Origin of the sequence: Streptomyces sp. NPDC050759 (genome assembly GCF_044456945.1) — a bacterium.
Taxonomy (GTDB): domain Bacteria; phylum Actinomycetota; class Actinomycetes; order Streptomycetales; family Streptomycetaceae; genus Streptomyces.
In genome coordinates this window covers 159,873-177,968 of record NZ_JBITGI010000007.1, presented here as the reverse complement: position 1 = coordinate 177,968, position 18,096 = coordinate 159,873, and the positions used below count along the sequence as shown (strand labels likewise).

Sequence of the window (18,096 nt, the reverse complement as noted above, 5' to 3'; positions counted from 1 at the left end):
CGTCTCAGAGGGCCCACATGGTGAGTGTTCAATCCCCCCCAGGACGCCGTGAACTGCCGTATGCGCGCGTGCTGTTGCTCCCCGCCATAGTCATGGCCGCGGCGACCGGGGCCGCCGTCGCGGCAGTGCAGCAGCCCGCCAGGGCCGCTGTCGGCTGGTGCGGTGCCATCGCCACGCTGCTGGTGATCGCGGTGGCGGCCGAAGCCGTCCGGCGCGGTCGTGAACTGCGGGACCAGCGTCTCGAGCACGTCCGTCACACCGCGGACCTGAAGCGGCGCATCGCCGACCAGGACCAGGAGCTGACCCGGTTCGCCAAGGAGATCGCGCCCACCGCGCTGGACTGGCTGCGCCGCGGAATTTCCCCCGGAGAGGTGATTCGCCAACTCGGCGACGCCGACCCCGCGTGGGCGGACCTCCCCGAGGCGCAGATCCGGCTGCTCAAGACGGTGCTCAACATCGTCGACACCGAGGAGATCATGCGTGACGCCGCGCAGCGCTCCTTCGTGAACATCGCGCGTCGCGTCCAGGCCATCGTCCACCAACAGGCCAATGAACTGCGGGAGATGGAGGAGGACCACGGCCGCAACCCCGAGGTCTTCGACGACCTCCTGCGCATCGACCACGGCACCGCGCTGATCGGCCGCCTCGCCGACTCCATCTCCGTCCTCGGCGGCGGCCGCCCCGGACGCCAGTGGCCGGAGCCGGTCGCGCTGTACAGCGTGCTGCGCGGCGCCATGTCCCGGATCCTGGAGTACCGGCGCATCGACCTGTCCTCGATCGCCAAGGTCAACGTCAAGGGCACCGCCGTCGAGCCGGTCATCCACGCCGCGGCCGAACTCCTCGACAACGCCACGCGGTACTCCCCGCCGCAGAGCAAGGTGCACGTCACCGCCACCGAGGTGCAGACCGGCGTCTGCATCGAGATCGAGGACGCGGGCGTCAGCCTCAGCGAGGAGGCCCGCCTGAGGGCCGAGGGCATGCTGGAGCGGGCCAAGGCCGGTGTGGACTTCCAGGATCTGGGCGAGTCGCCGCGTCTCGGCCTCGCCGTCGTGGGCCGCCTGTGCGCGGCGTACGACATGCAGGTCTCCCTGCGTGCCTCCGCGTACGGCGGTGTGCGCGCCATCCTCGTCGTGCCCAGCGACATGCTCACCGACGAGCCCGGCGTCGGACTCGCCCACGGCATCGGCGCCACCGCCGTGCCCAAGGCCGAACTGGGCGCCCTGCCCGGCCCCAAGCGCACGATCAAGAAGCGCCGCCCCACCAGCCCCAAGTTCACGACACCGGTCTCCATGGAGGACGACGTCCCGGAGGTCACCGAGTGGACGGCCAACGGGCTGCCGCAGCGCCGCAGCCGGGTCAAGACCTCGCTCACCCAGCGCTACGCCGAGCAGGCCGAGATCGAACGCGCCGAACGGGAAGGCCGTCCGACGATCTGGTCGACGTCCCAGCGCGAGCCGGAGCCGGAGCAGACGCCGGACGACACCCCGCCCGGCCTGTGGGTCCAGGCCTTCATGGACGGCCTCAAGCGGCCCACCTCTTCCGCAGTCACCCAGCCGACCGACGAACCGGCCCGTACCGAGGCCGAAGACGAGGGGAACCTCAAGTGATCCAGCAGCGAGGCAACTTCGACTGGATGCTCCAGGACCTCGCCAAAGGCGTACCGGGCATCCAGATGATCGTGGTGCTCTCCGCCGACGGCCTGCGCATCGCCCGGCACGGCGGAGACCCGGACACCGCCGACCGCGTCGCCGCCGCCTGCGCGGGCCTGCAGAGCCTGGCGGGCGCCGTGGCCGGGGAGATCCCCGGCAGCGACGGCAAGATGAAGATGGTCCTCATCGAGATCCACGGGGGCTACTTCTATCTGATGGCCGCCGGCCCCAACGCCTACCTCGCGGTGCTCTCCGACATCATCACCGAACCCGGCCACATGAGCGCCCGCATGAGCGACCTGGTCGTCCGCATCGGCGCGCACCTCACCAGTCCGCCCCGGCGGAACGGGCAGACCGTATGACTCCTCCACAACGCCGACGGCGATTCCCGAAGGCCAGTCCGGAACCGGCTCCACCACCCCCGCAGGAGGGCCAGAACCCACCCGAGGGACCGAAGAAGAACCCCGAGCGGCTGTACGTCATCACCGGCCCCGACGGAGCCGAGCGCTCGGAACTCGACCTGGTCACCTTAATCGTGGCGCACGCCGACCCGCCGCCCTCCGCCACGCCTGAGCAGGCGGCGCTGCTCAGGCTCTGCACGGCCCCCCTGTCCGTGGCCGAGCTGTCCGCCTATCTCAGCCTGCCGTTCAGCGTGGTGACCGTCCTGCTCACCGAGCTGCTGACGGCCGAACTGGTGACGGCCCGTGCCCCGGTCATCCGCCAGGCGCTGGCCGACCGTTCCCTCCTCGAAGCGGTGATGCATGGACTTCAAAGGCTCTGACACCATCCCCGGTCCGCGAACAGAGGACCACCTCCCGCAAACCGCCGAAGCCGCGGTGAAGATCGTCATCGTGGGCGGCTTCGGCGTGGGCAAGACGACCATGGTCGGCTCGGTCAGCGAGATCAAACCGCTGACCACCGAGGAGACCATGACCCAGGCCGGCATCGGGGTCGACGACAACTACGGCTCCGAGACCAAGACGGCCACCACCGTGGCCATGGACTTCGGCCGCATCAGCATCACCGACCAACTGGTCCTCTACCTCTTCGGCACCCCGGGCCAGGAACGCTTCTGGTTCCTGTGGAACGGCCTGTTCGAAGGCGCACTCGGCGCGGTGGTCCTGGTGGACACCCGACGCCTCGAAGTCAGCTTCGACGTCATGGACCGCCTGGAGGAGCGCGGCGTGCCCTTCGTCGTCGCCGTCAACACCTTCCCCGACGGCCCCCGCCACGCCATCGAGGACCTGCGCAACGCGCTCGACCTGAGCGAGGAGATCCCGATCCTCGAATGCGACGCGCGACGGCGGGCGTCCAGCCGGGACGTGCTGATGACGCTGCTGCAATTCCTGCACTCCCTGGCGACGGAGAAGACACCGGCCTGAGCCGTCCCGTCGCATGCCCTCCCGTACGACAGATGAACTTCAGCTTCGGAGCGACCATCGTGACGCCTGAACCCTTTTCCCCGGCCGGTACGGACCACTCCACGGCCGCCCCGCCTCCCGGCTGCCCCGCGCATGGCGTCGGACTCGGCGGGCTGCGCAGACTGTACGGCCCCGGCGCGGAGGACCTGGGGGCCGTGTATGAGGAGCTCCGCTCCGAACACGGCGCCGTGGCTCCCGCGCTGCTGCATGAAGATGTGCCGATCTGGGTCGTGCTCGGTCACAGCGAGAACATGCACATGGTGCGTACTCCGTCGCACTTCTGCCGTGATCCCCGGCAGTGGAGCGCCCTGCACGACGGCACGATCAAGCCCGATCACCCTCTGATGCCACACATCGCTTGGCAGCCCATCTGCTGCCATGCCGAGGGCGACGAGCACCGTCGGCTGCGCGGCGCGGTCACCAGCGCCATGTCGACCATCAACCACCGAGGCATCCGCCGCTACATCAACCGTGCGACCCAGGACCTGGTCAACAAGTTCTGCGGAAGGGGCCGGGCCGACCTGGTCAGTCAGTTCGCCGAACATCTGCCGATGGCCGTGCTGTGCCAGATCTTCGGCATGCCCGACGAGTACAACGACCGGATCGTCGAGGCCGCCCGCGACCTGCCCAAGGGCACCGAAACTGCCATCGCGAGCAACGCTTACATCATGGACGTGCTGATGCGGCTGACCGTCCGCCGTCGGGCCGAGCCCAGAGACGACTTCACGAGTCACCTCATCAGCCACCCGGCGGGGCTCGATGACGAGGCGGTCGGTCAGCATCTGCGCGTCGTCCTGATCGCCGCGTACGAGGCCACAACCAACCTCCTCGGGAACGTACTGCGGAGGGTCCTCACCGATCCGGGTTTCCGCGCCCAGCTCAACGGGGGGCAGATGACAGTGCCTCAGGCGGTCGAGCAGTCTCTCTGGGACGAGCCGCCGTTCAGCACCATTCTCCCGTACGTCGCCAAGCAGGATTCCGAGCTCGGTGGCCAGCGGATCCGCAAGGGCGACGCTCTCCTCTTCGGTATCGCCCCGGGCAACGTGGACCCGCGCGTGCGCCCCGACCTCGAGGCCAACATGATGGGTAACCGTTCCCACCTCGCCTTCGGTGGCGGCCCTCACGAGTGCCCGGGGCAGGACATCGGCCGCGCCATCGCCGAGGTCGGCGTCGACGCATTGCTCCTCCGCCTGCCGGATGTCCAACTCGCCTGCGAAGAGGACGATCTGAGGTGGCGGGCGACCATCTTCAGCCAGCACTTGGTGGAGCTGCCGGTGAGGTTCGAGCCCCGCTCTCCGCAGGAAGTCATCAGTGGCCTCGACCACTCCGTGCCTGCACAGCGTCCCGACAGCCCGCAACCCGACGTGCCACAGCAGCAGTCGGGGCGTGCACAGTTCGTCGATCAGACCGCCGATTCGCCACTCATGCCGACGCCCGAAACAGTCAGTCGGCCGAGTGTGTTTCAGCGCCTGCTGCGCTGGTGGCGTGGGGAATGAGCCGACCGCGCGACCGGGTCAACCGGCCCACTCGTCGTGCGACGACCAGGCCGTCAGTACGCGCCGACTGACGAACCGATGGTGGACCCCCGTGACTGGATCGGTGAACTCCAATGACCGCGCGAGCAGTTGCAGCGGACGTCGGAAGTCGCCGACCGTCACGGGGTCAGCTACCACTGGATAGAGGGGATCGCCGAGGATCGGCACCCCCAACGCGCTCATGTGCACTCTCAACTGGTGCGTCTGCCCGGTGTACGGCGTCAGCCGGTACCGGGCCCGCGTGCCGTGGTGTTCCAGCAACTCGATCCGGCTGGAGGCGTTGGGCTCACCCACGACCTCGCGAGCCGCGAGCGATCCGCGTTCCTTGACGATGCGGCTCCGTACCGTTCGCGGCAGGCTCAGCGTAGGGTCATAGGGGGCCACCGCCTCGTACCCCTTCACCACCTGCCTGTCGCGGAACAGGGCTTGGTACGCCCCGCGCTCCTCCGAGCGGACGATGAACAGCACCAATCCCGCTGTCAGCCGGTCCAGTCGGTGCGCAGCCCCCAGGGACGGCACATCCAGCTGGCATCGAAGTCGTGCCAGAGCTGTCTCGGCGATGTGGCTACCGCGAGGTGTGGTGGTCAGGAAGTGCGGTTTGTCAGCCACCACCACGTGTTCGTCCTGGTAGACGACGGTCACCGGGAACGGCACCCGCTCTTCGTCGGGCAACTCTCTGTGGAACCACACGTGCATGCCCGGTTCGTACGTCCTGTCCCGGGTCACCGGACTTCCCGAGGCATCCACGATCAGCCCCGCGTCGAGCATCCCGTCGATCACTCCTTCTCCGGCCGCGAGCCGCGTCACGAGGTGATCTCTCACGGTCGCCCATGCGTCGCTGGCTGGTAGTCGCACACGTACTGGATCCACCCCCTTGCGCTGCGGCAGGGGAGAGGGCGGGGGCGGAGTGCGTCGTCTCATCACGATCAAGCGTACGAGGGGGCCTGACAGCGTGGCATGGTGCTGCTCGACAGCGTGACCACAGGTGCCCACACCACAGGTCACAGCTCTCATTCGAGACCCTGAGATCAGCCAAGCCGCGCGTCGAGCGCTCCCCAACGCGCGCTCTTCCTGCGGAGTTTACGCCTCCAAGGAGGTGAGATCTGGGCCGAGGGCCTCTTGTCGATTACATTTAGGTGCTGGGTGAATGACCCGTGGTGACTGGTGACCGTTTATGCCAGACCGGGTAGGGATCCTGACTGCGTCGTGGTGCAGGGCGTGGTCGCCGCTTTTGTTCGGGAGGCGAAGCAGTCAACACGTGGTGTGCAGCGCGCCTTGACGCAGGCCGAGCAGGGCCTCGCCGCGACCTGGGAGAGCTGGAAGTGCGCACTCGGCCTGAATCCGGACCACTCCGACGCGCCGCCTCCCGCGACAACTGGATCACCGTAGCGCCTCGGACACATCCCCTGGTTCTCCATGGAGGCAGTGACTGTGACAACCATCGACGCATCACCGTATGAACAGATCCGCGTCAGGATTCCGCCGCTGTACTGTCCTCTGGAGACCGACGTTCACCCCGATGCCGACAAACTCGCTCAGCGCAGCATCGAGTGGATGACCCGGCTGGGATTCTGCGACGAAGACACCCAGCTCTCCCGGATCGTCGGGACGCAGTCGAACCAGTGGGTTTCCCGCCTCGCTCCCCGTGGAACGGGCGACGGACTACAGATCGCTTCGGACTGGGTCTACTGCGGGTTCACACTCGACGACGTCCTGTTCGACCTGGGCCCAACGAACCGCAAGCCGGACGAAGTCGTCCCGATCGTCCTGCGACTTCTGCACGTAGCCGACCATCCGGAGACCGAGCCGGGCGCCGACCCGTTCATGCGCGCGCTACAGGACCTCTCACTGCGCATCCGTGCGGTCGCTTCGCCCACGGTCGTGCGCCGGTGGGCGGACGGCAACGCCGAATGGTTTCTCGCCGCCACCGGCATGGCCGGCTACCGTGCCCACGGCAGCGCACCCACATTGGCCGAGTACACGACGTCCGGCCCACGCGACCGCGGAGCCAAGGCGTCCATGGCCCTCATCGAGACAGCGGAGGGTACATGCCTGCCGAGTAGCCTCATGGAACAGCGGACCGTCCGCGCCGCCACCCAGGCCGCCTACCTGCTCGTCACCATCGGCAACGACCTCTACTCCTTCCGACGGGAGAGCACTGTGGGCATTCCTGTCTCCAACATCGTCGGTGTCCTGATGCGCGAGCACGGCAGCACTCCTGATGAGGCAGCCATCGAAGCCGCCCAGCTCCATGACCGCGTGATGGTCTGTTACCTGGCCCTGCGCGAGCGCCTGGAACGCCGGGCGGTCCCTGAACTGCGGACCTACCTGACCCAGCTCGACCATTACGTGCGTGGCAACCATGAGTGGAGTCACAGCGTGCCCCGCTACCACGACGAGTTCGGAGGAACTGGAGCCCCCGATGCTCCGGTCTGGGCGGACGCACCTTCGGTCCCTCAGCTCGAGGCGCCCTCGATACCCGCCATCGCCTGGTGGTGGGGGTGCGTCTCGTCCTGATGGACAGCCGTTCCACGGCACGTCGAGCCTCTGACGGACGATGCGACGACAAGGAGGTCGTCATTCGTCGGGGCTCGGCGGGCCGGAAAACCCTTTGAGCTCCCCTCTGGCGCATTGCAGGATGCGTTTCATGCCCTACCTCACCAGTCCAGTCCTGACTCCGGGCACCCTCTCCCGCACCGCCCAACCCACCCTCCCCACCGGCGACGGCCTGCTCCTGCGCCCCTGGCGGGCCGAGGACGCGCCCGCGGTCCACGCCGCGTTCCAGGACCCGGTGATGCACCAGTGGCACGCCCGTGCCGCCGACTCCGTGGACGAGGTCGGCGGCTGGATCGAGGAGTGGCGGGCGGCGTGGGCCCAGGAGAAGACCGCTCAGTGGGCCGTGGTGGACGCGGACACCGATCTGCTGCTCGGCCGGGTGGCGCTGCGAGAGGTCAATCTCCACGACGGGCAGGCCGAGATGGCGTACTGGACGACCGCGGGGGCGCGTGGGCGGGGTGTCGCGGCGCGTGCCACGGTCGTCCTGGCTCGCTGGGCCCTCGACGACATCGGGTTCCACCGTCTCGAGCTCATGCACGCCGTCCGCAACGAGGCCTCATGTCGTGTCGCGGCCAAGACGGGCTTCGTTCTGGAAGGGACCAAGCGGAGTGCGGTCCTCCATCCGGACGGTTGGCATGACATGCATCTGCACGCGCGGGTCCGGGGCGACTGAGCGGCTGCCAAGGGGACCAAAAGGGCCCGCTACCCCGTCGGCGTCCGCCCGCGAACTGCCCGCCACGCCACGCCCACTGCCATTGTCGCGGCCAGGAACAGCACGGTGAACCACTGGAAGTACCAGTGCCCGCCCGCCGGGTCGTACACCTCTGCCCGGGGCCAGGCCAGGTTGACGGTCATCAGGAGGCCGTAGAGGAGGGCCAGGGCGTTGACCGGGATGCCCCAGCGGCCCAGGGAGAACAGGCGGGCGCCCGTCTCGTCCGTGCCCTCCGACGTGAACTCCCCCCGCACGCGCCGGATCAGCAGCGGCCCCGTGACCATCGCGTACGCCAGGTAGAGCATCACGATGCAGGTCGTGCCGATCGCCAGGAAAGCCTCCGGGGAAGCGAAGTTGAGGAGCAGGAGCGCGGCGGCCAGGATGCCGACGACCAGGGCGGGGGCGGTGGGCATGCCCGTGCGGGGGTTCACCCGCGCGAGGCGGGCCGCGAACGGCAGTTGGCCGTCGCGGGCCATGGAGAAGAGCATGCGGCAGGCCGCTGTCTGGATGGCGAGGGTGGCCACCGCGATCGCGACCACCACGTCGGCCAGCAGGGCCTTGCCGACGCCGTCGCCCAGGCTGCTGGTGAGGACGTAGCTGAGGCCGTCGACCGACAGGTGCCCGTCGGTGAGGCTGGGGGCGGCGAGCAGGCCGCCCAGGACGAGCAGACCGCCGAGCAGGCCGGCCGCGCCGAGCGCCGTGAGGATCGTGCGGGGCGCGGTGCGGCGCGGGGCGTGGGTCTCCTCGCTCATCTCGCCCGCGCTGTCGAAGCCGATCATCACGTACGCCGCCGCGAACGAGCCCACCAGCAGGGCCCCCAGCAGGCCGCTCTGCGCGGCGCCCGTGGTGTGGAAGGTGATGCTCGGCGTGCGCTCGGAATGGGTCAGCAGGAGCACGATGATCAGGACCGCACCGATGATCTCGGCGGTGACGCCGACCCGGTTGACCAGGGACAGCACGCGGTTGTCGAGGATGTTCACGACGGTCGTCAGGACCAGCAGGATCACGCCGAGGAGTGCCGCGTTGGCCGCCCCGTCCGCCGAGGTCACCGCAGGGTCGGTGCCGATCAGCTGGAAGCCGGACCAGATCGCCGGGAGCACCAACTGCAGGGCGAGTGCCGCCGCCGCGACCACGACGATCTGCCCGATCACCATGATCCAGCCGGCGAACCAGCCGAAGGCGGGGGTGGAGAGGCGGGACGACCACTGGTAGATCGCGCCGGACAGCGGGTAGCGCGCCGCCAGTTCCGCGAAGCAGGCCGCCACCAGGAACTGCCCGACCAGGACCACCGGCCAGGTCCAGAAGAAGACGGGGCCGCCGAACGCGTACCCGAAGGCGAAGAACTGGAAGACGGTCGTCAGGACCGAGATGAAGGAGAACCCGGCCGCGAAGGACGCGTACCGGCCCAGGCTCCGGTGCAGCTCCTGGTGGTAGCCGAACTCGGTGAGGGAGCGGTCGTCGGGGGCGGGGGAGTGCGGGGGATCGGGACGGACGTCGGAGGGGCTGGCTGTCGTCACGGCGGCACCTGCCTTCGGCGGCATGAGGGCGGAGAGCGGAACAGCGGTGCGGGAGCTGAATTCCTGTCGGGTGACAGAAATTAAGGAGGCGCTGTTTCGGGTGCGTGACGCAGGCATGTCGAAGTGGCTCCCAAGTGCTCACGCCCTTGCGTATACCCTCCATACGCGATACATCGTGTCTATTGACCGCCCCCGTAGGTCGCGATATGTTCGGACGCGGATATTCGGGTACGAGGTTCGGATGCGAGGTGGAGTCATGGGGCGTCGCAAGCTCCGCAACCCCCTGGCGCTCGCCGTGCTGGCGACGCTGTGGCAGAAGCCGATGCATCCCTACGAGATCGCCCAGACCCTGCGCCGGCAGGGCAAGGACGCCAGCACGAAGATCAACTACGGCTCGCTCTACACCGTCGTCCAGAGCCTCGAGAAACACGGGTTCGTCGAGGTCACGGACGTGGAGCGGCAGGGCAACCGGCCCGAGCGGACCGTCTACGGCATCACCGCGGCCGGGCGCCAGGAGACGACCGAGTGGATGTCGGACCTGGTCGCCTTCCCGGCCAAGGAGTACCCGATCTTCGAGACCGCGCTCTCGCTGCTGGGCGTGCTGCACCCCGACGAGGTGGTGCCGCTGCTGGAGGAACGGCTCGACGCCCTGGAGGTGCAGATCGCGAGCGGCCGAGGCGCTCTGGAGAAGCTCTACGAGACGCTGCCCCGGCTCTTCCTCGTGGAGAACGAGTACCAGCTCCACATGGTCGAGGCGGAGGCGGCGTGGGTCCGCGGCTTCCTCGACGAACTCAGAAAGGGCACGCTGCCCGGCATCGACGAGTGGAAGGCGTTCCACGACCAATGACCTGACGAGAACAGGCCCCGGCACGGCTGTTGCAGCAGCCCGCCGGGGCCTCGAACCCCGAACTGAATCCGCCCTGAGGCACATCCAGGCGATCGAGGTGCGGCATGCCCAGGATAGCCCGGTGCTCCTCAAGCGGATCAGTCGTCATCCGTCGACCAGGACAGTCGACGAGACCCGTCCATCGGATCCGCTCACCCAGGAGGACACCTCCCATGAACACCCGTGCGCCCGCGATCGAGGCGCGTCAACTGATCAAGACCTACGGCGGTGAGGTCACCGCCCTCGACGGCATCGACGTGGTCGTCGAGCGGGGCAGCGTCTTCGGCCTGCTCGGCCCGAACGGCGCCGGCAAGTCCACCACCGTCAAGATCCTCACCACCCTGGCCCGCCCCGACTCCGGTTCGGCCACCGTCGCGGGCCACGACGTGCTGCGCCACCCGGACCGGGTCCGCCGGGCCATCGGCGTGGTCGCCCAGGGCTCCGGCGCCGACCCGGTCGCCACCGGCCACGAGAACCTCCGACTCCAGGGCAGGCTCTACGGCTTGAGGGGCGCCGCGCTCGAACGCCGGGTGGAGGAGCTCCTCGACCGCTTCACGCTCGCCGACGCCGCCCGGCGCCCGGTCAAGGGCTACTCCGGTGGCATGCGACGCCGACTCGACGTCGCCCTCGGCCTGGTGCACCGCCCCGAGGTGCTCTTCCTCGACGAGCCGACCACCGGACTCGACCCCGAGGCCCGCAGCGCGATGTGGGACGAGATCGGCCGGCTCGCCGGTGAGGAGGGGCTGACGATCCTGCTCACCACGCACTACCTCGAAGAGGCGGACCGGCTCGCCGAGCGTGTCGCCGTCGTCGACCGGGGCCGGATCGTCGTCGAGGGCACTCCGGACGCGCTGAAGGGCGAACTGCGCGGTGACGCGGTCCACTTGGAGCTGCGCGAGCCGCTCGGCGACGCGGGCCGCACCCTGCTGACCGGCGCCCTGCGCGGGGTGCCGGGCGTGCACGAGGTGCTGGCCGACGGGCACCGCGTCAGCGTCCGCGCCGACGACGGGGCCGCCGCCGTACCCGCCCTGCTCGCCGCCCTGGAGCGGGCCGGGGTCAGGGTGGCCACCGCGACCGTCGCCCGTCCCTCGCTCGACGACGTCTATCTGCGCTACGCGGGCCGCCGTTACGCGGAGGCCGAAGACCTGGTGGGTGCCCGATGAGCATGGCCGTCTCCCAGACCTGGTACATGACGCAGCGTCAACTCATGGTGTTCGTACGGCAGCCCGCGTACGCGATCATCACCCTGGTCCAGCCGGTGATCTGGCTGTTCCTGTTCGGCAGCCTCTTCAGGAAGGTCGTCGAGCTCGGCGGTTTCGGTACCACGTCCTACCTGGACTATCTGGTCCCCGGTGTGGTGGTGATGAGCGCGCTCAGCTCCAACATGTGGGCGGGGATGACCACGCTGGACGAGATCCAGCGCGGCACCCTCAACCGCTTCCTGACCACTCCGGTCAGCCGGGCCGCGCTGATGAACGGCAACGTCGTCAACAACGGCCTGGTCACCGCCTTCCAGTCGGTGGTCATCGTGCTGCTCGGGCTGCTGGGCGGCGCCGACTACCCGGGCGGGGTCGCCGGGATCGCCGTCCTGGTCCTCGCCTCGGTGCTGCTGGGAACCGTCTTCGGGGCGCTGTCCAACGCGCTCGGCATGCTGGTGCGGGAACGGGAGTCGATCATCGGGATCAACACCTTCCTGCTGCTCCCGCTCACCTTCCTGTCCAGCGCCTTCATGGCGCCCGCGCAGATGCCCTCCTGGATGCGGCACGTCGCCGACTTCAACCCGTTGAACTGGGCGATGGTGGCGGGCCGTTCGGCCCTGTCCGCGGACCCGGACTGGGGCGTGGTGGCGGGCCGCGGGGGAGCGCTGCTCGGGCTGGCGGTCGTGGCGGTGTGGCTGTCGATCCGGACCTTCCGGTCGTACCAGCGGTCGGTGTGACCCCTCGCGGACACGACGAAAGGGGCGGCACCTTCGAAGGTGTCGCCCCTTTCGGAAACGTATGCCTGAGCGGCCGTACGCCTGAGCGGCCGTACGGCTAAGCGGCCGGCGCCGCCCCCTCCTGCTCCGCCTCGATGCGCGCGTTCCAGTCCCGCTTGGAGGCCTGCCAGCCGTCCTCGTTGTGGCCCAGGCGCCAGTAGCCGGAGATCGACAGGTCCTCGCGCGGGACGCCGCGCTCGACGCGCAGCAGATGGCGCAGCTGCTTCACGAAGTGCGCCTCGCCGTGCACGAACGCGCACAGCCGGCCCTCCGGGAACTCCAGCGCGCGCACTGCCTCGACCAGCGACTCCCCGACCGGGCGGGAACCGCGGTGCAGCCACACGACCTCCACGTCGGAGTCGATCTTCTGCTCCTCCTCGGGCCCGGAGACCTCGATGAAGGCGTGCGCCCGGGCGCCGTCCGGCAGCGCCTCCAGGGAACGGGCGATCGCGGGCAGCGCGCTCTCGTCACCGACGAGGAGATGCCAGTCGGCGTCCAGGTCGGGGGCGTAGGCGCCGCCCGGGCCCATGAAGCGCACGGTCTCGCCCGGCTGGACGCGCATCGCCCAGGGGCCGGCCAGGCCCTCGTCGCCGTGGATCACGAAGTCCAGGGTGAGCTCGCGGTGTTCGGCGTCCCAGTGGCGCACGGTGTAGGTGCGGGTCACGGGCCACTGCTCGCGTGGGAACTCCTCGCGGATCCGCTGCATGTCGAAGGGCTCGGGATAGGTCGCGCCCCCGGCCGGGAAAAGGATCTTGACGTAGTGGTCGGTGCAGGTGTCCGCCGCGAAGTCGGCGAGTCCGTCGCCGCCGAGCACCACGCGCTGCATGTGCGGGGTGAGGCGTTCGGTGCGGACGACCTGTGCGGAGTGAGGTTTCCGCGGCTTGCGTCCCGGTCCTTCTGCCATGGCGGCCTCCCAGTTCCCTGTGCTTAGGCTTACCTAAGTTAGCATCCGCCCCCCTGGCGATGGCATGCCACTCATGGAAAGCCCGGGCAATATTTATGCGCTGAGTGTCGCCATCAGCCGCTGCAGTGATCCACCCAGCCCCCATCGGTCTGCCAGCTTCTCCAGTGCCGCGGGATCGCGCGGCGTGCGCGGAACCGCGGTCTCCACCTGCGGCAGCGGGACGTCACCGGCCACCAGCACCACCTTCGGTGCCACGGCGACATACGGCCGCGACTCGTCCAGCCGCTTGCGCTGCGACGGTGTGAGCTTCGCCTTCGGGTCGTCGACCGCGGCCATGACGCCGGCCAGGTCGCCGAACTCGGCGAGCAGCTTGGCGGCCGTCTTCTCGCCGATACCGGGGACGCCCGGCAGGCCGTCGCTCGGGTCGCCGCGCAGTGTCGCCAGATCCGCGTACCCACGGCCGTCGACGCCATACTTCTCGCGCAGCCAGGCCTCGTCGGTCAGCTGGAGCGTGCCGACGCCCTTGAGGGGATACAGCACGCGCACCTCGCGCTCGTCGTCCACCAGTTGGTACAGGTCGCGGTCACCGGTGACGATGTCGACCGGGCCCGTCGCCCGCGCGGTGAACGTGCCGATCACGTCGTCCGCCTCGTAACCGGCCACGCCCACCCGCGCGATGCCGAGCGCGTCCAGGACGGCCTCGATGACGGGCACCTGCGGCGAGAGCGTGTCCGGCACCTCCTCATCGTCCGGGCCGCTCTCGTGCTCCTCGGCGACGCGGTGCGCCTTGTAGGAGGGGATGAGGTCGACCCGCCACTGGGGGCGCCAGTCCGCGTCCATGCAGGCCACGAGCAGGTCGGGCCGGTGGTCCCTGACCAGGCGGTCGATGAATTCGAGGAGGCCGCGCACGGCGTTCACCGGTGTGCCGTCCGGTGCCTTCACCGACTCCGGCACGCCGAAGTAGGCACGGAAGTAGAGAGAGGCGGTGTCGAGGAGCATCAGTCGTCCGGTCACGCTTCGCATCATGCCGTACGGCACCGACACCGGCCGTCGTCCCTTGCCTCGACCGGCGGGTGTGAGCGTCCTGTGAACTGGACCACTGGTGTGTTTGACCGAAAGGCATCAGGGCAGGCGCCGCCCCGGAGCGAGGCAGGTTGCACCTTCAACTGTCGCGGCCCTTCGTCTCCCCCCAGTGGTCGAAGAGACGAGAGGCACGCGTGTCATCAAGGCTTGAGGCAGAGCAGCTGTACAAGGTGTTCGGAAGACGGCCCGGCGAGGCCGTCGAGCGGCTCCGCGAGGGCGCCGACCGGGAGGGACTGCGCGCCGAGGGCACCACCGCCGCGGTGATCGACGCCTCCTTCACCGTGGAACCGGGCCAGATCTTCGTCGTCATGGGACTGTCCGGCTCCGGCAAGTCCACGCTGCTGCGCATGCTCAACGGCCTCCTGGAGCCGACCGCGGGCCATGTCCGCTTCGACGGCCAGGACCTCACCGCGCTCACCGACCGCGAACTGCGCGCCGTACGCGCGAAGAAGATCAGCATGGTCTTCCAGCACTTCGCGCTCTTCCCGCACCGCAGCGTCCTGGAGAACGCCGCCTACGGCCTCGCCGTCCAGGGCGTCGCCAAGGCCGAGCGCGTCGAGCGGGCCACCGAGGCCCTGGAGCTGTGCGGCCTGGGGGGCTGGGAGAAGTCCTGGCCCGACGAGCTGTCCGGCGGCATGCAGCAGCGCGTGGGCCTGGCCCGCGCCCTCGCCACCGACGCCGACCTGCTCCTCATGGACGAGTCCTTCAGTGCGCTCGACCCGCTGATCCGCCGGGACATGCAGGACCAGCTCCTGCAGCTCCAGCAGACCCTGAAGAAGACGATCGTCTTCATCACCCACGACCTCAACGAGGCCATGCGGCTCGGCGACCGGATCGCCGTGATGCGCGACGGCCGGATCGTCCAGACCGGCAGCGCGGAGGACATCCTCGTCCGGCCCGCCGACGACTACGTCGCCTCCTTCACCAAGGACGTCGACCGTTCCCGCGTCCTGACCGCGTCCGCCGTCATGGACACGGACGTGCGCGGCGACGAGGCCGAGTGCGGCTGCGCGAGCGACAGCGACTGTGAGACCGCGACGCCCGACACGCCGTTCACCGAGCTCTGCGCCATGAGCGCCCGGTCGGCGCATCCGGTGGCCGTCCTGGACGAGCACCGCACCCTCGTCGGCGTGGTCCGGCAGCAGCGACTGCTCGGCTTCCTCGGCGACGACCAGAGCGACCAGGCGGTGGCCCATGCCTAGGATCCCGCTCGGCGACTGGGTCAACGACACCGTCGACTGGCTGCTCGACCACGTGTCCTGGCTCTTCGACTTCCTCAAGACCGTCTTCACCGGCACCTACGACGGTATCGACGCCGTCCTCCAGGCGCCCCAGCCCCTGCTGCTCGCGGGCATCCTCGCCGTGATCGCGTTCTGGCTGCGCGGCACCCTGGCCGGCCTCCTCACCTTCGCGGGATTCGCCTTCATCGACTCCCTCGAACTGTGGGAGGACGCGATGACGACCCTCTCGCTGGTCCTCGTCGCCACGATCATCGCGCTGGTCATAGCCGTCCCCGTGGGCATCTGGGCGGCCCGCTCGAACCGGGTCAGCGGCATCGTCCGCCCCGTCCTGGACTTCATGCAGACGCTGCCCGCGATGATCTACCTCATCCCGGCGATCCTGTTCTTCGGCACCGGCGCCTCCGCGGGCATCGTCGCCACCCTGATCTTCGCGCTCGCCCCCGGTGTCCGCATGACCGAGCTCGGCATCCGCCAGGTCGACAAGGAGCTCGTCGAGGCCGCCGAGGCGTTCGGCACCACCCCTCGCGACACCCTCCTGCGCGTCCAGCTCCCCTTGGCGCTGCCGACGGTGATGGCGGGCGTCAACCAGGTCATCATGCTCGGTCTGTCGATGGCCGCGATCGCCGGCATGGTCGGCACCGGCGGCCTCGGCGGCGACGTCAACGAGGCCATCGGCCAGCTCAACGTGGGCCTCGGCTCCGAGGCCGGTGTCGCCATCGTGATCCTGGCGATCTACCTCGACCGCATGACCAGCGCGCTCGGCACCCAGGTCTCCCCGCTGGGCCGCCGTGCCGCCGCCAAGGCGCGCACGACCCAGGGGCTCAGGATCTGGTCGTACCGCCCCCGTCCGCAGGTCGCCGTGATCGGCGTCGTCGTCCTCGCCCTCGTCGCCGGCGGCATGGGGGTCTTCGGCGGCACCTCGGGCGAGGCCACGGCAGTCTCCGGCAGCAAGGACGTCGGCCAGGGCAAGAAGATCAGCATCGGCTACGTCCCCTGGGACGACGGCGTCGCCTCCACCTTCCTCTGGAAGGAGATCCTGGAGGAGCGCGGCTACCAGGTGGACGCCAAGCAGTTCGACGCCGGGCCGCTCTACACCTCCCTCGCCTCCGGCAACGCCGACTTCATGACCGGCGCCTGGCTGCCCACGACCCACGAGCAGTACTGGAAGAAGTACGGCGGCAAGCTCGACGACCTCGGCGCCTGGTACGACAAGACGTCTCTCGAGCTGAGCGTGCCGTCGTACATGAAGGACATCAACTCCCTGGCCGACCTCAAGGGCAAGGCCTCCCGGTTCGGCGGGAACATCACCGGCATCGAGTCGAGCGCCGGTGAGATGGCCCTGCTGAAGAGCAAGGTCCTGAAGGCGTACGGCCTCGACAAGGAGTACAAGGTCGTCGACAGCTCCACGCCCGCCATGCTGGCCGAGCTGAAGCGGGCGTACGCGCAGAAGGACCCCATCGTCGTCACGCTCTGGTCGCCGCACTGGGCGTACAACGACTACGACCTGAAGAAGCTCAAGGACCCCAAGGGGGCCTGGGGCTCGGGCGACGGCATCCACACGGTGGCCCGCAAGGGCTTCGCGGACGAGAACCCGGTCGTCGGACAGTGGCTGAAGGGCTTCAAGCTGAACGAGAAGCAGCTCACCAGCCTGGAGGCCGAGATCAACAAGGCGGACAAGGGCAAGCAGCAGGACGCCGTGCGCACCTGGCTGAAGCAGCACCCCGGCCTGGTCGACAAGCTGGCCCCCGTCCAGAAGACGGCGGCGGAGACCAAGCGCCCGGTGAACGTGGCCTGGTTCCCCTGGGACGAGGACATCGCCGTCACGTATCTCTGGAAGAACGTCCTGGAGGCTCGCGGCTACAAGCTCAACCTCAAGCAGATGGACGTGGGCCCGGTCTACACCGGCCTCGCCTCCGGAGACCTGGACCTCAACTTCGACGCCTGGCTGCCGTACGCCCAGAAGAACTACTGGGACCAGAGCAAGGACAGACTCACCGACCTCGGCACCTGGTACGAGCCGACCTCGCTGGAGGTCGCGGTGCCGTCGTACGTCAAGGGTGTGAAGTCCTACGAGGACCTGTTGGGCAAGGCCTCCCAGTTCGACGGGAAGATCATCGGCATCGAGCCGGGCACCGGCGAGATGAACCTCCTCAAGAACAAGGTCCTGCCCGGCTACGGCCTCGACAAGGAGTACAAGGTCGTCGACGGCTCCACGCCCGCCATGCTGGCCGAGCTCAAGCGCGCCTACGCCAAGAAGCAGCCCGTGGCCGTCGTCCTGTGGTCCCCGCACTGGGCCTACAGCCAGTACGACCTCACCAAGCTGAAGGACGACAAGAAGCTCTTCGGCGAGGGCAACACGATCCGCACCATCGCCCACGAGACGTTCCCCTCGCGGTATCCGCAGCTCACCAAGTGGATCAAGGGCTTCCATATGAGCGAGAACGAGCTCGGTACCCTGGAGGGTGAGATCAACAGGTACGGCCAGGGGCACGAGGAGCAGGCGGTCGCCGCCTGGCTGAAGGAGCATCCGGGGATGGTCGGGCGGATGACACCGTCATAACCGCTCCGGGAGCACGGTAAGGATCCGGCCAACCACATAGAGCTACGCCAATGCCTG

The 18,096-nt window shown here is 68.9% G+C and carries 16 protein-coding genes; 12 read left to right on the top strand and 4 right to left on the bottom strand.

Annotation, left to right across the window (positions count from 1 at the left end):
- The first annotated feature begins 17 nt into the window (after positions 1 to 17).
- The 5 genes from ACIBJB_RS22260 to ACIBJB_RS22240 are packed head-to-tail and all read left to right on the top strand — an operon-like array spanning position 18 to position 4,566.
- A complete protein-coding gene (locus tag ACIBJB_RS22260) occupies positions 18 to 1,607 on the top strand; it encodes a sensor histidine kinase (RefSeq protein WP_398932831.1) in 1,590 nt (529 codons plus the stop codon).
- On the top strand, positions 1,604 to 2,011 hold the full coding sequence (locus tag ACIBJB_RS22255; RefSeq protein WP_007380839.1) for a roadblock/LC7 domain-containing protein: 408 nt from the start codon (positions 1,604 to 1,606) through the stop codon (positions 2,009 to 2,011). The genes ACIBJB_RS22260 and ACIBJB_RS22255 overlap by 4 nt, the downstream gene beginning before the upstream one ends.
- Positions 2,008 to 2,430: a DUF742 domain-containing protein gene (locus tag ACIBJB_RS22250; protein WP_398932830.1), complete on the top strand. Its 423-nt coding sequence runs from the start codon at positions 2,008 to 2,010 to the stop codon at positions 2,428 to 2,430. The genes ACIBJB_RS22255 and ACIBJB_RS22250 overlap by 4 nt, the downstream gene beginning before the upstream one ends.
- Complete coding sequence (locus ACIBJB_RS22245) at positions 2,411 to 3,031, top strand: GTP-binding protein (protein WP_398932829.1); 621 nt, start codon at positions 2,411 to 2,413, stop codon at positions 3,029 to 3,031. Before ACIBJB_RS22250 ends, ACIBJB_RS22245 begins: the two co-directional genes overlap by 20 nt.
- Before the next feature lie 59 nt (positions 3,032 to 3,090).
- Positions 3,091 to 4,566, top strand: a complete 1,476-nt coding sequence (locus ACIBJB_RS22240) for a cytochrome P450 (protein WP_398933043.1) — start codon at positions 3,091 to 3,093, stop codon at positions 4,564 to 4,566.
- 18 nt (positions 4,567 to 4,584) lie between these two features.
- Here the strand turns inward: ACIBJB_RS22240 and ACIBJB_RS22235 are convergent, their stop codons facing one another.
- A complete protein-coding gene (locus ACIBJB_RS22235) occupies positions 4,585 to 5,526 on the bottom strand; it encodes an RluA family pseudouridine synthase (protein WP_398932828.1) in 942 nt (313 codons plus the stop codon).
- A gap of 510 nt (positions 5,527 to 6,036) precedes the next feature.
- Between ACIBJB_RS22235 and ACIBJB_RS22230 the strand changes: the two genes are divergently transcribed.
- Together ACIBJB_RS22230 and ACIBJB_RS22225 are read left to right on the top strand one after the other, a co-directional pair.
- Positions 6,037 to 7,122: a hypothetical protein gene (locus ACIBJB_RS22230; protein ID WP_398932827.1), complete on the top strand. Its 1,086-nt coding sequence runs from the start codon at positions 6,037 to 6,039 to the stop codon at positions 7,120 to 7,122.
- Positions 7,123 to 7,252: 130 nt separating this feature from the next.
- On the top strand, positions 7,253 to 7,834 hold the full coding sequence (locus ACIBJB_RS22225) for a GNAT family N-acetyltransferase (RefSeq protein ID WP_398932826.1): 582 nt from the start codon (positions 7,253 to 7,255) through the stop codon (positions 7,832 to 7,834).
- Positions 7,835 to 7,863: 29 nt separating this feature from the next.
- Here ACIBJB_RS22225 and ACIBJB_RS22220 read toward each other — a convergent pair whose 3' ends face one another.
- Positions 7,864 to 9,390 carry an amino acid permease gene (locus ACIBJB_RS22220; RefSeq protein WP_398932825.1) on the bottom strand — a complete coding sequence of 509 codons (1,527 nt, stop codon included), beginning with the start codon at positions 9,388 to 9,390 and terminating at the stop codon, positions 7,864 to 7,866.
- A 256-nt stretch (positions 9,391 to 9,646) separates the two neighbouring features.
- Between ACIBJB_RS22220 and ACIBJB_RS22215 the strand changes: the two genes are divergently transcribed.
- The 3 genes from ACIBJB_RS22215 to ACIBJB_RS22205 all read left to right on the top strand — a co-directional run bounded on the left by ACIBJB_RS22215 (position 9,647) and on the right by ACIBJB_RS22205 (position 12,212).
- Positions 9,647 to 10,237, top strand: a complete 591-nt coding sequence (locus ACIBJB_RS22215; RefSeq protein ID WP_398932824.1) for a PadR family transcriptional regulator — start codon at positions 9,647 to 9,649, stop codon at positions 10,235 to 10,237.
- Between the two features lie 212 nt (positions 10,238 to 10,449).
- On the top strand, positions 10,450 to 11,439 hold the full coding sequence (locus ACIBJB_RS22210) for an ATP-binding cassette domain-containing protein (RefSeq protein ID WP_398932823.1): 990 nt from the start codon (positions 10,450 to 10,452) through the stop codon (positions 11,437 to 11,439).
- Complete coding sequence (locus ACIBJB_RS22205) at positions 11,436 to 12,212, top strand: ABC transporter permease (protein ID WP_398932822.1); 777 nt, start codon at positions 11,436 to 11,438, stop codon at positions 12,210 to 12,212. Before ACIBJB_RS22210 ends, ACIBJB_RS22205 begins: the two co-directional genes overlap by 4 nt.
- A 97-nt stretch (positions 12,213 to 12,309) precedes the next feature.
- Here the strand turns inward: ACIBJB_RS22205 and ACIBJB_RS22200 are convergent, their stop codons facing one another.
- Positions 12,310 to 13,155: a siderophore-interacting protein gene (locus ACIBJB_RS22200; RefSeq protein ID WP_398932821.1), complete on the bottom strand. Its 846-nt coding sequence runs from the start codon at positions 13,153 to 13,155 to the stop codon at positions 12,310 to 12,312.
- Between the two features lie 93 nt (positions 13,156 to 13,248).
- Positions 13,249 to 14,178 (bottom strand): 5'-3' exonuclease H3TH domain-containing protein, encoded by a 930-nt coding sequence (locus ACIBJB_RS22195; RefSeq protein ID WP_398933042.1) that lies wholly within the window; start codon positions 14,176 to 14,178, stop codon positions 13,249 to 13,251.
- Between the two features lie 194 nt (positions 14,179 to 14,372).
- Here ACIBJB_RS22195 and ACIBJB_RS22190 point away from each other — a divergent pair, with 194 nt between their 5' ends.
- Together ACIBJB_RS22190 and ACIBJB_RS22185 are read left to right on the top strand one after the other, a co-directional pair.
- Complete coding sequence (locus ACIBJB_RS22190) at positions 14,373 to 15,440, top strand: glycine betaine/L-proline ABC transporter ATP-binding protein (RefSeq protein WP_398932820.1); 1,068 nt, start codon at positions 14,373 to 14,375, stop codon at positions 15,438 to 15,440.
- A complete protein-coding gene (locus tag ACIBJB_RS22185; RefSeq protein WP_398932819.1) occupies positions 15,433 to 18,039 on the top strand; it encodes an ABC transporter permease/substrate binding protein in 2,607 nt (868 codons plus the stop codon). The genes ACIBJB_RS22190 and ACIBJB_RS22185 overlap by 8 nt, the downstream gene beginning before the upstream one ends.
- Positions 18,040 to 18,096 lie beyond the last annotated feature (57 nt).

What these genes read in the sequence shown, in the direction of transcription:
- ACIBJB_RS22225 (WP_398932826.1), top strand. Translation starts at nt 7,253, where the DNA reads ATGCCCTACCTCACCAGTCCAGTCCTGACTCCGGGCACCCTCTCCCGC.
- ACIBJB_RS22250 (WP_398932830.1), top strand. Translation starts at nt 2,008, where the DNA reads ATGACTCCTCCACAACGCCGACGGCGATTCCCGAAGGCCAGTCCGGAA.
- ACIBJB_RS22215 (WP_398932824.1), top strand. Translation starts at nt 9,647, where the DNA reads ATGGGGCGTCGCAAGCTCCGCAACCCCCTGGCGCTCGCCGTGCTGGCG.
- ACIBJB_RS22245 (WP_398932829.1), top strand. Translation starts at nt 2,411, where the DNA reads ATGGACTTCAAAGGCTCTGACACCATCCCCGGTCCGCGAACAGAGGAC.
- ACIBJB_RS22185 (WP_398932819.1), top strand. Translation starts at nt 15,433, where the DNA reads ATGCCTAGGATCCCGCTCGGCGACTGGGTCAACGACACCGTCGACTGG.
- ACIBJB_RS22260 (WP_398932831.1), top strand. Translation starts at nt 18, where the DNA reads ATGGTGAGTGTTCAATCCCCCCCAGGACGCCGTGAACTGCCGTATGCG.
- ACIBJB_RS22195 (WP_398933042.1), bottom strand. Translation starts at nt 14,178, where the DNA reads ATGCGAAGCGTGACCGGACGACTGATGCTCCTCGACACCGCCTCTCTC.
- ACIBJB_RS22205 (WP_398932822.1), top strand. Translation starts at nt 11,436, where the DNA reads ATGAGCATGGCCGTCTCCCAGACCTGGTACATGACGCAGCGTCAACTC.
- ACIBJB_RS22210 (WP_398932823.1), top strand. Translation starts at nt 10,450, where the DNA reads ATGAACACCCGTGCGCCCGCGATCGAGGCGCGTCAACTGATCAAGACC.
- ACIBJB_RS22200 (WP_398932821.1), bottom strand. Translation starts at nt 13,155, where the DNA reads ATGGCAGAAGGACCGGGACGCAAGCCGCGGAAACCTCACTCCGCACAG.
- ACIBJB_RS22235 (WP_398932828.1), bottom strand. Translation starts at nt 5,526, where the DNA reads ATGAGACGACGCACTCCGCCCCCGCCCTCTCCCCTGCCGCAGCGCAAG.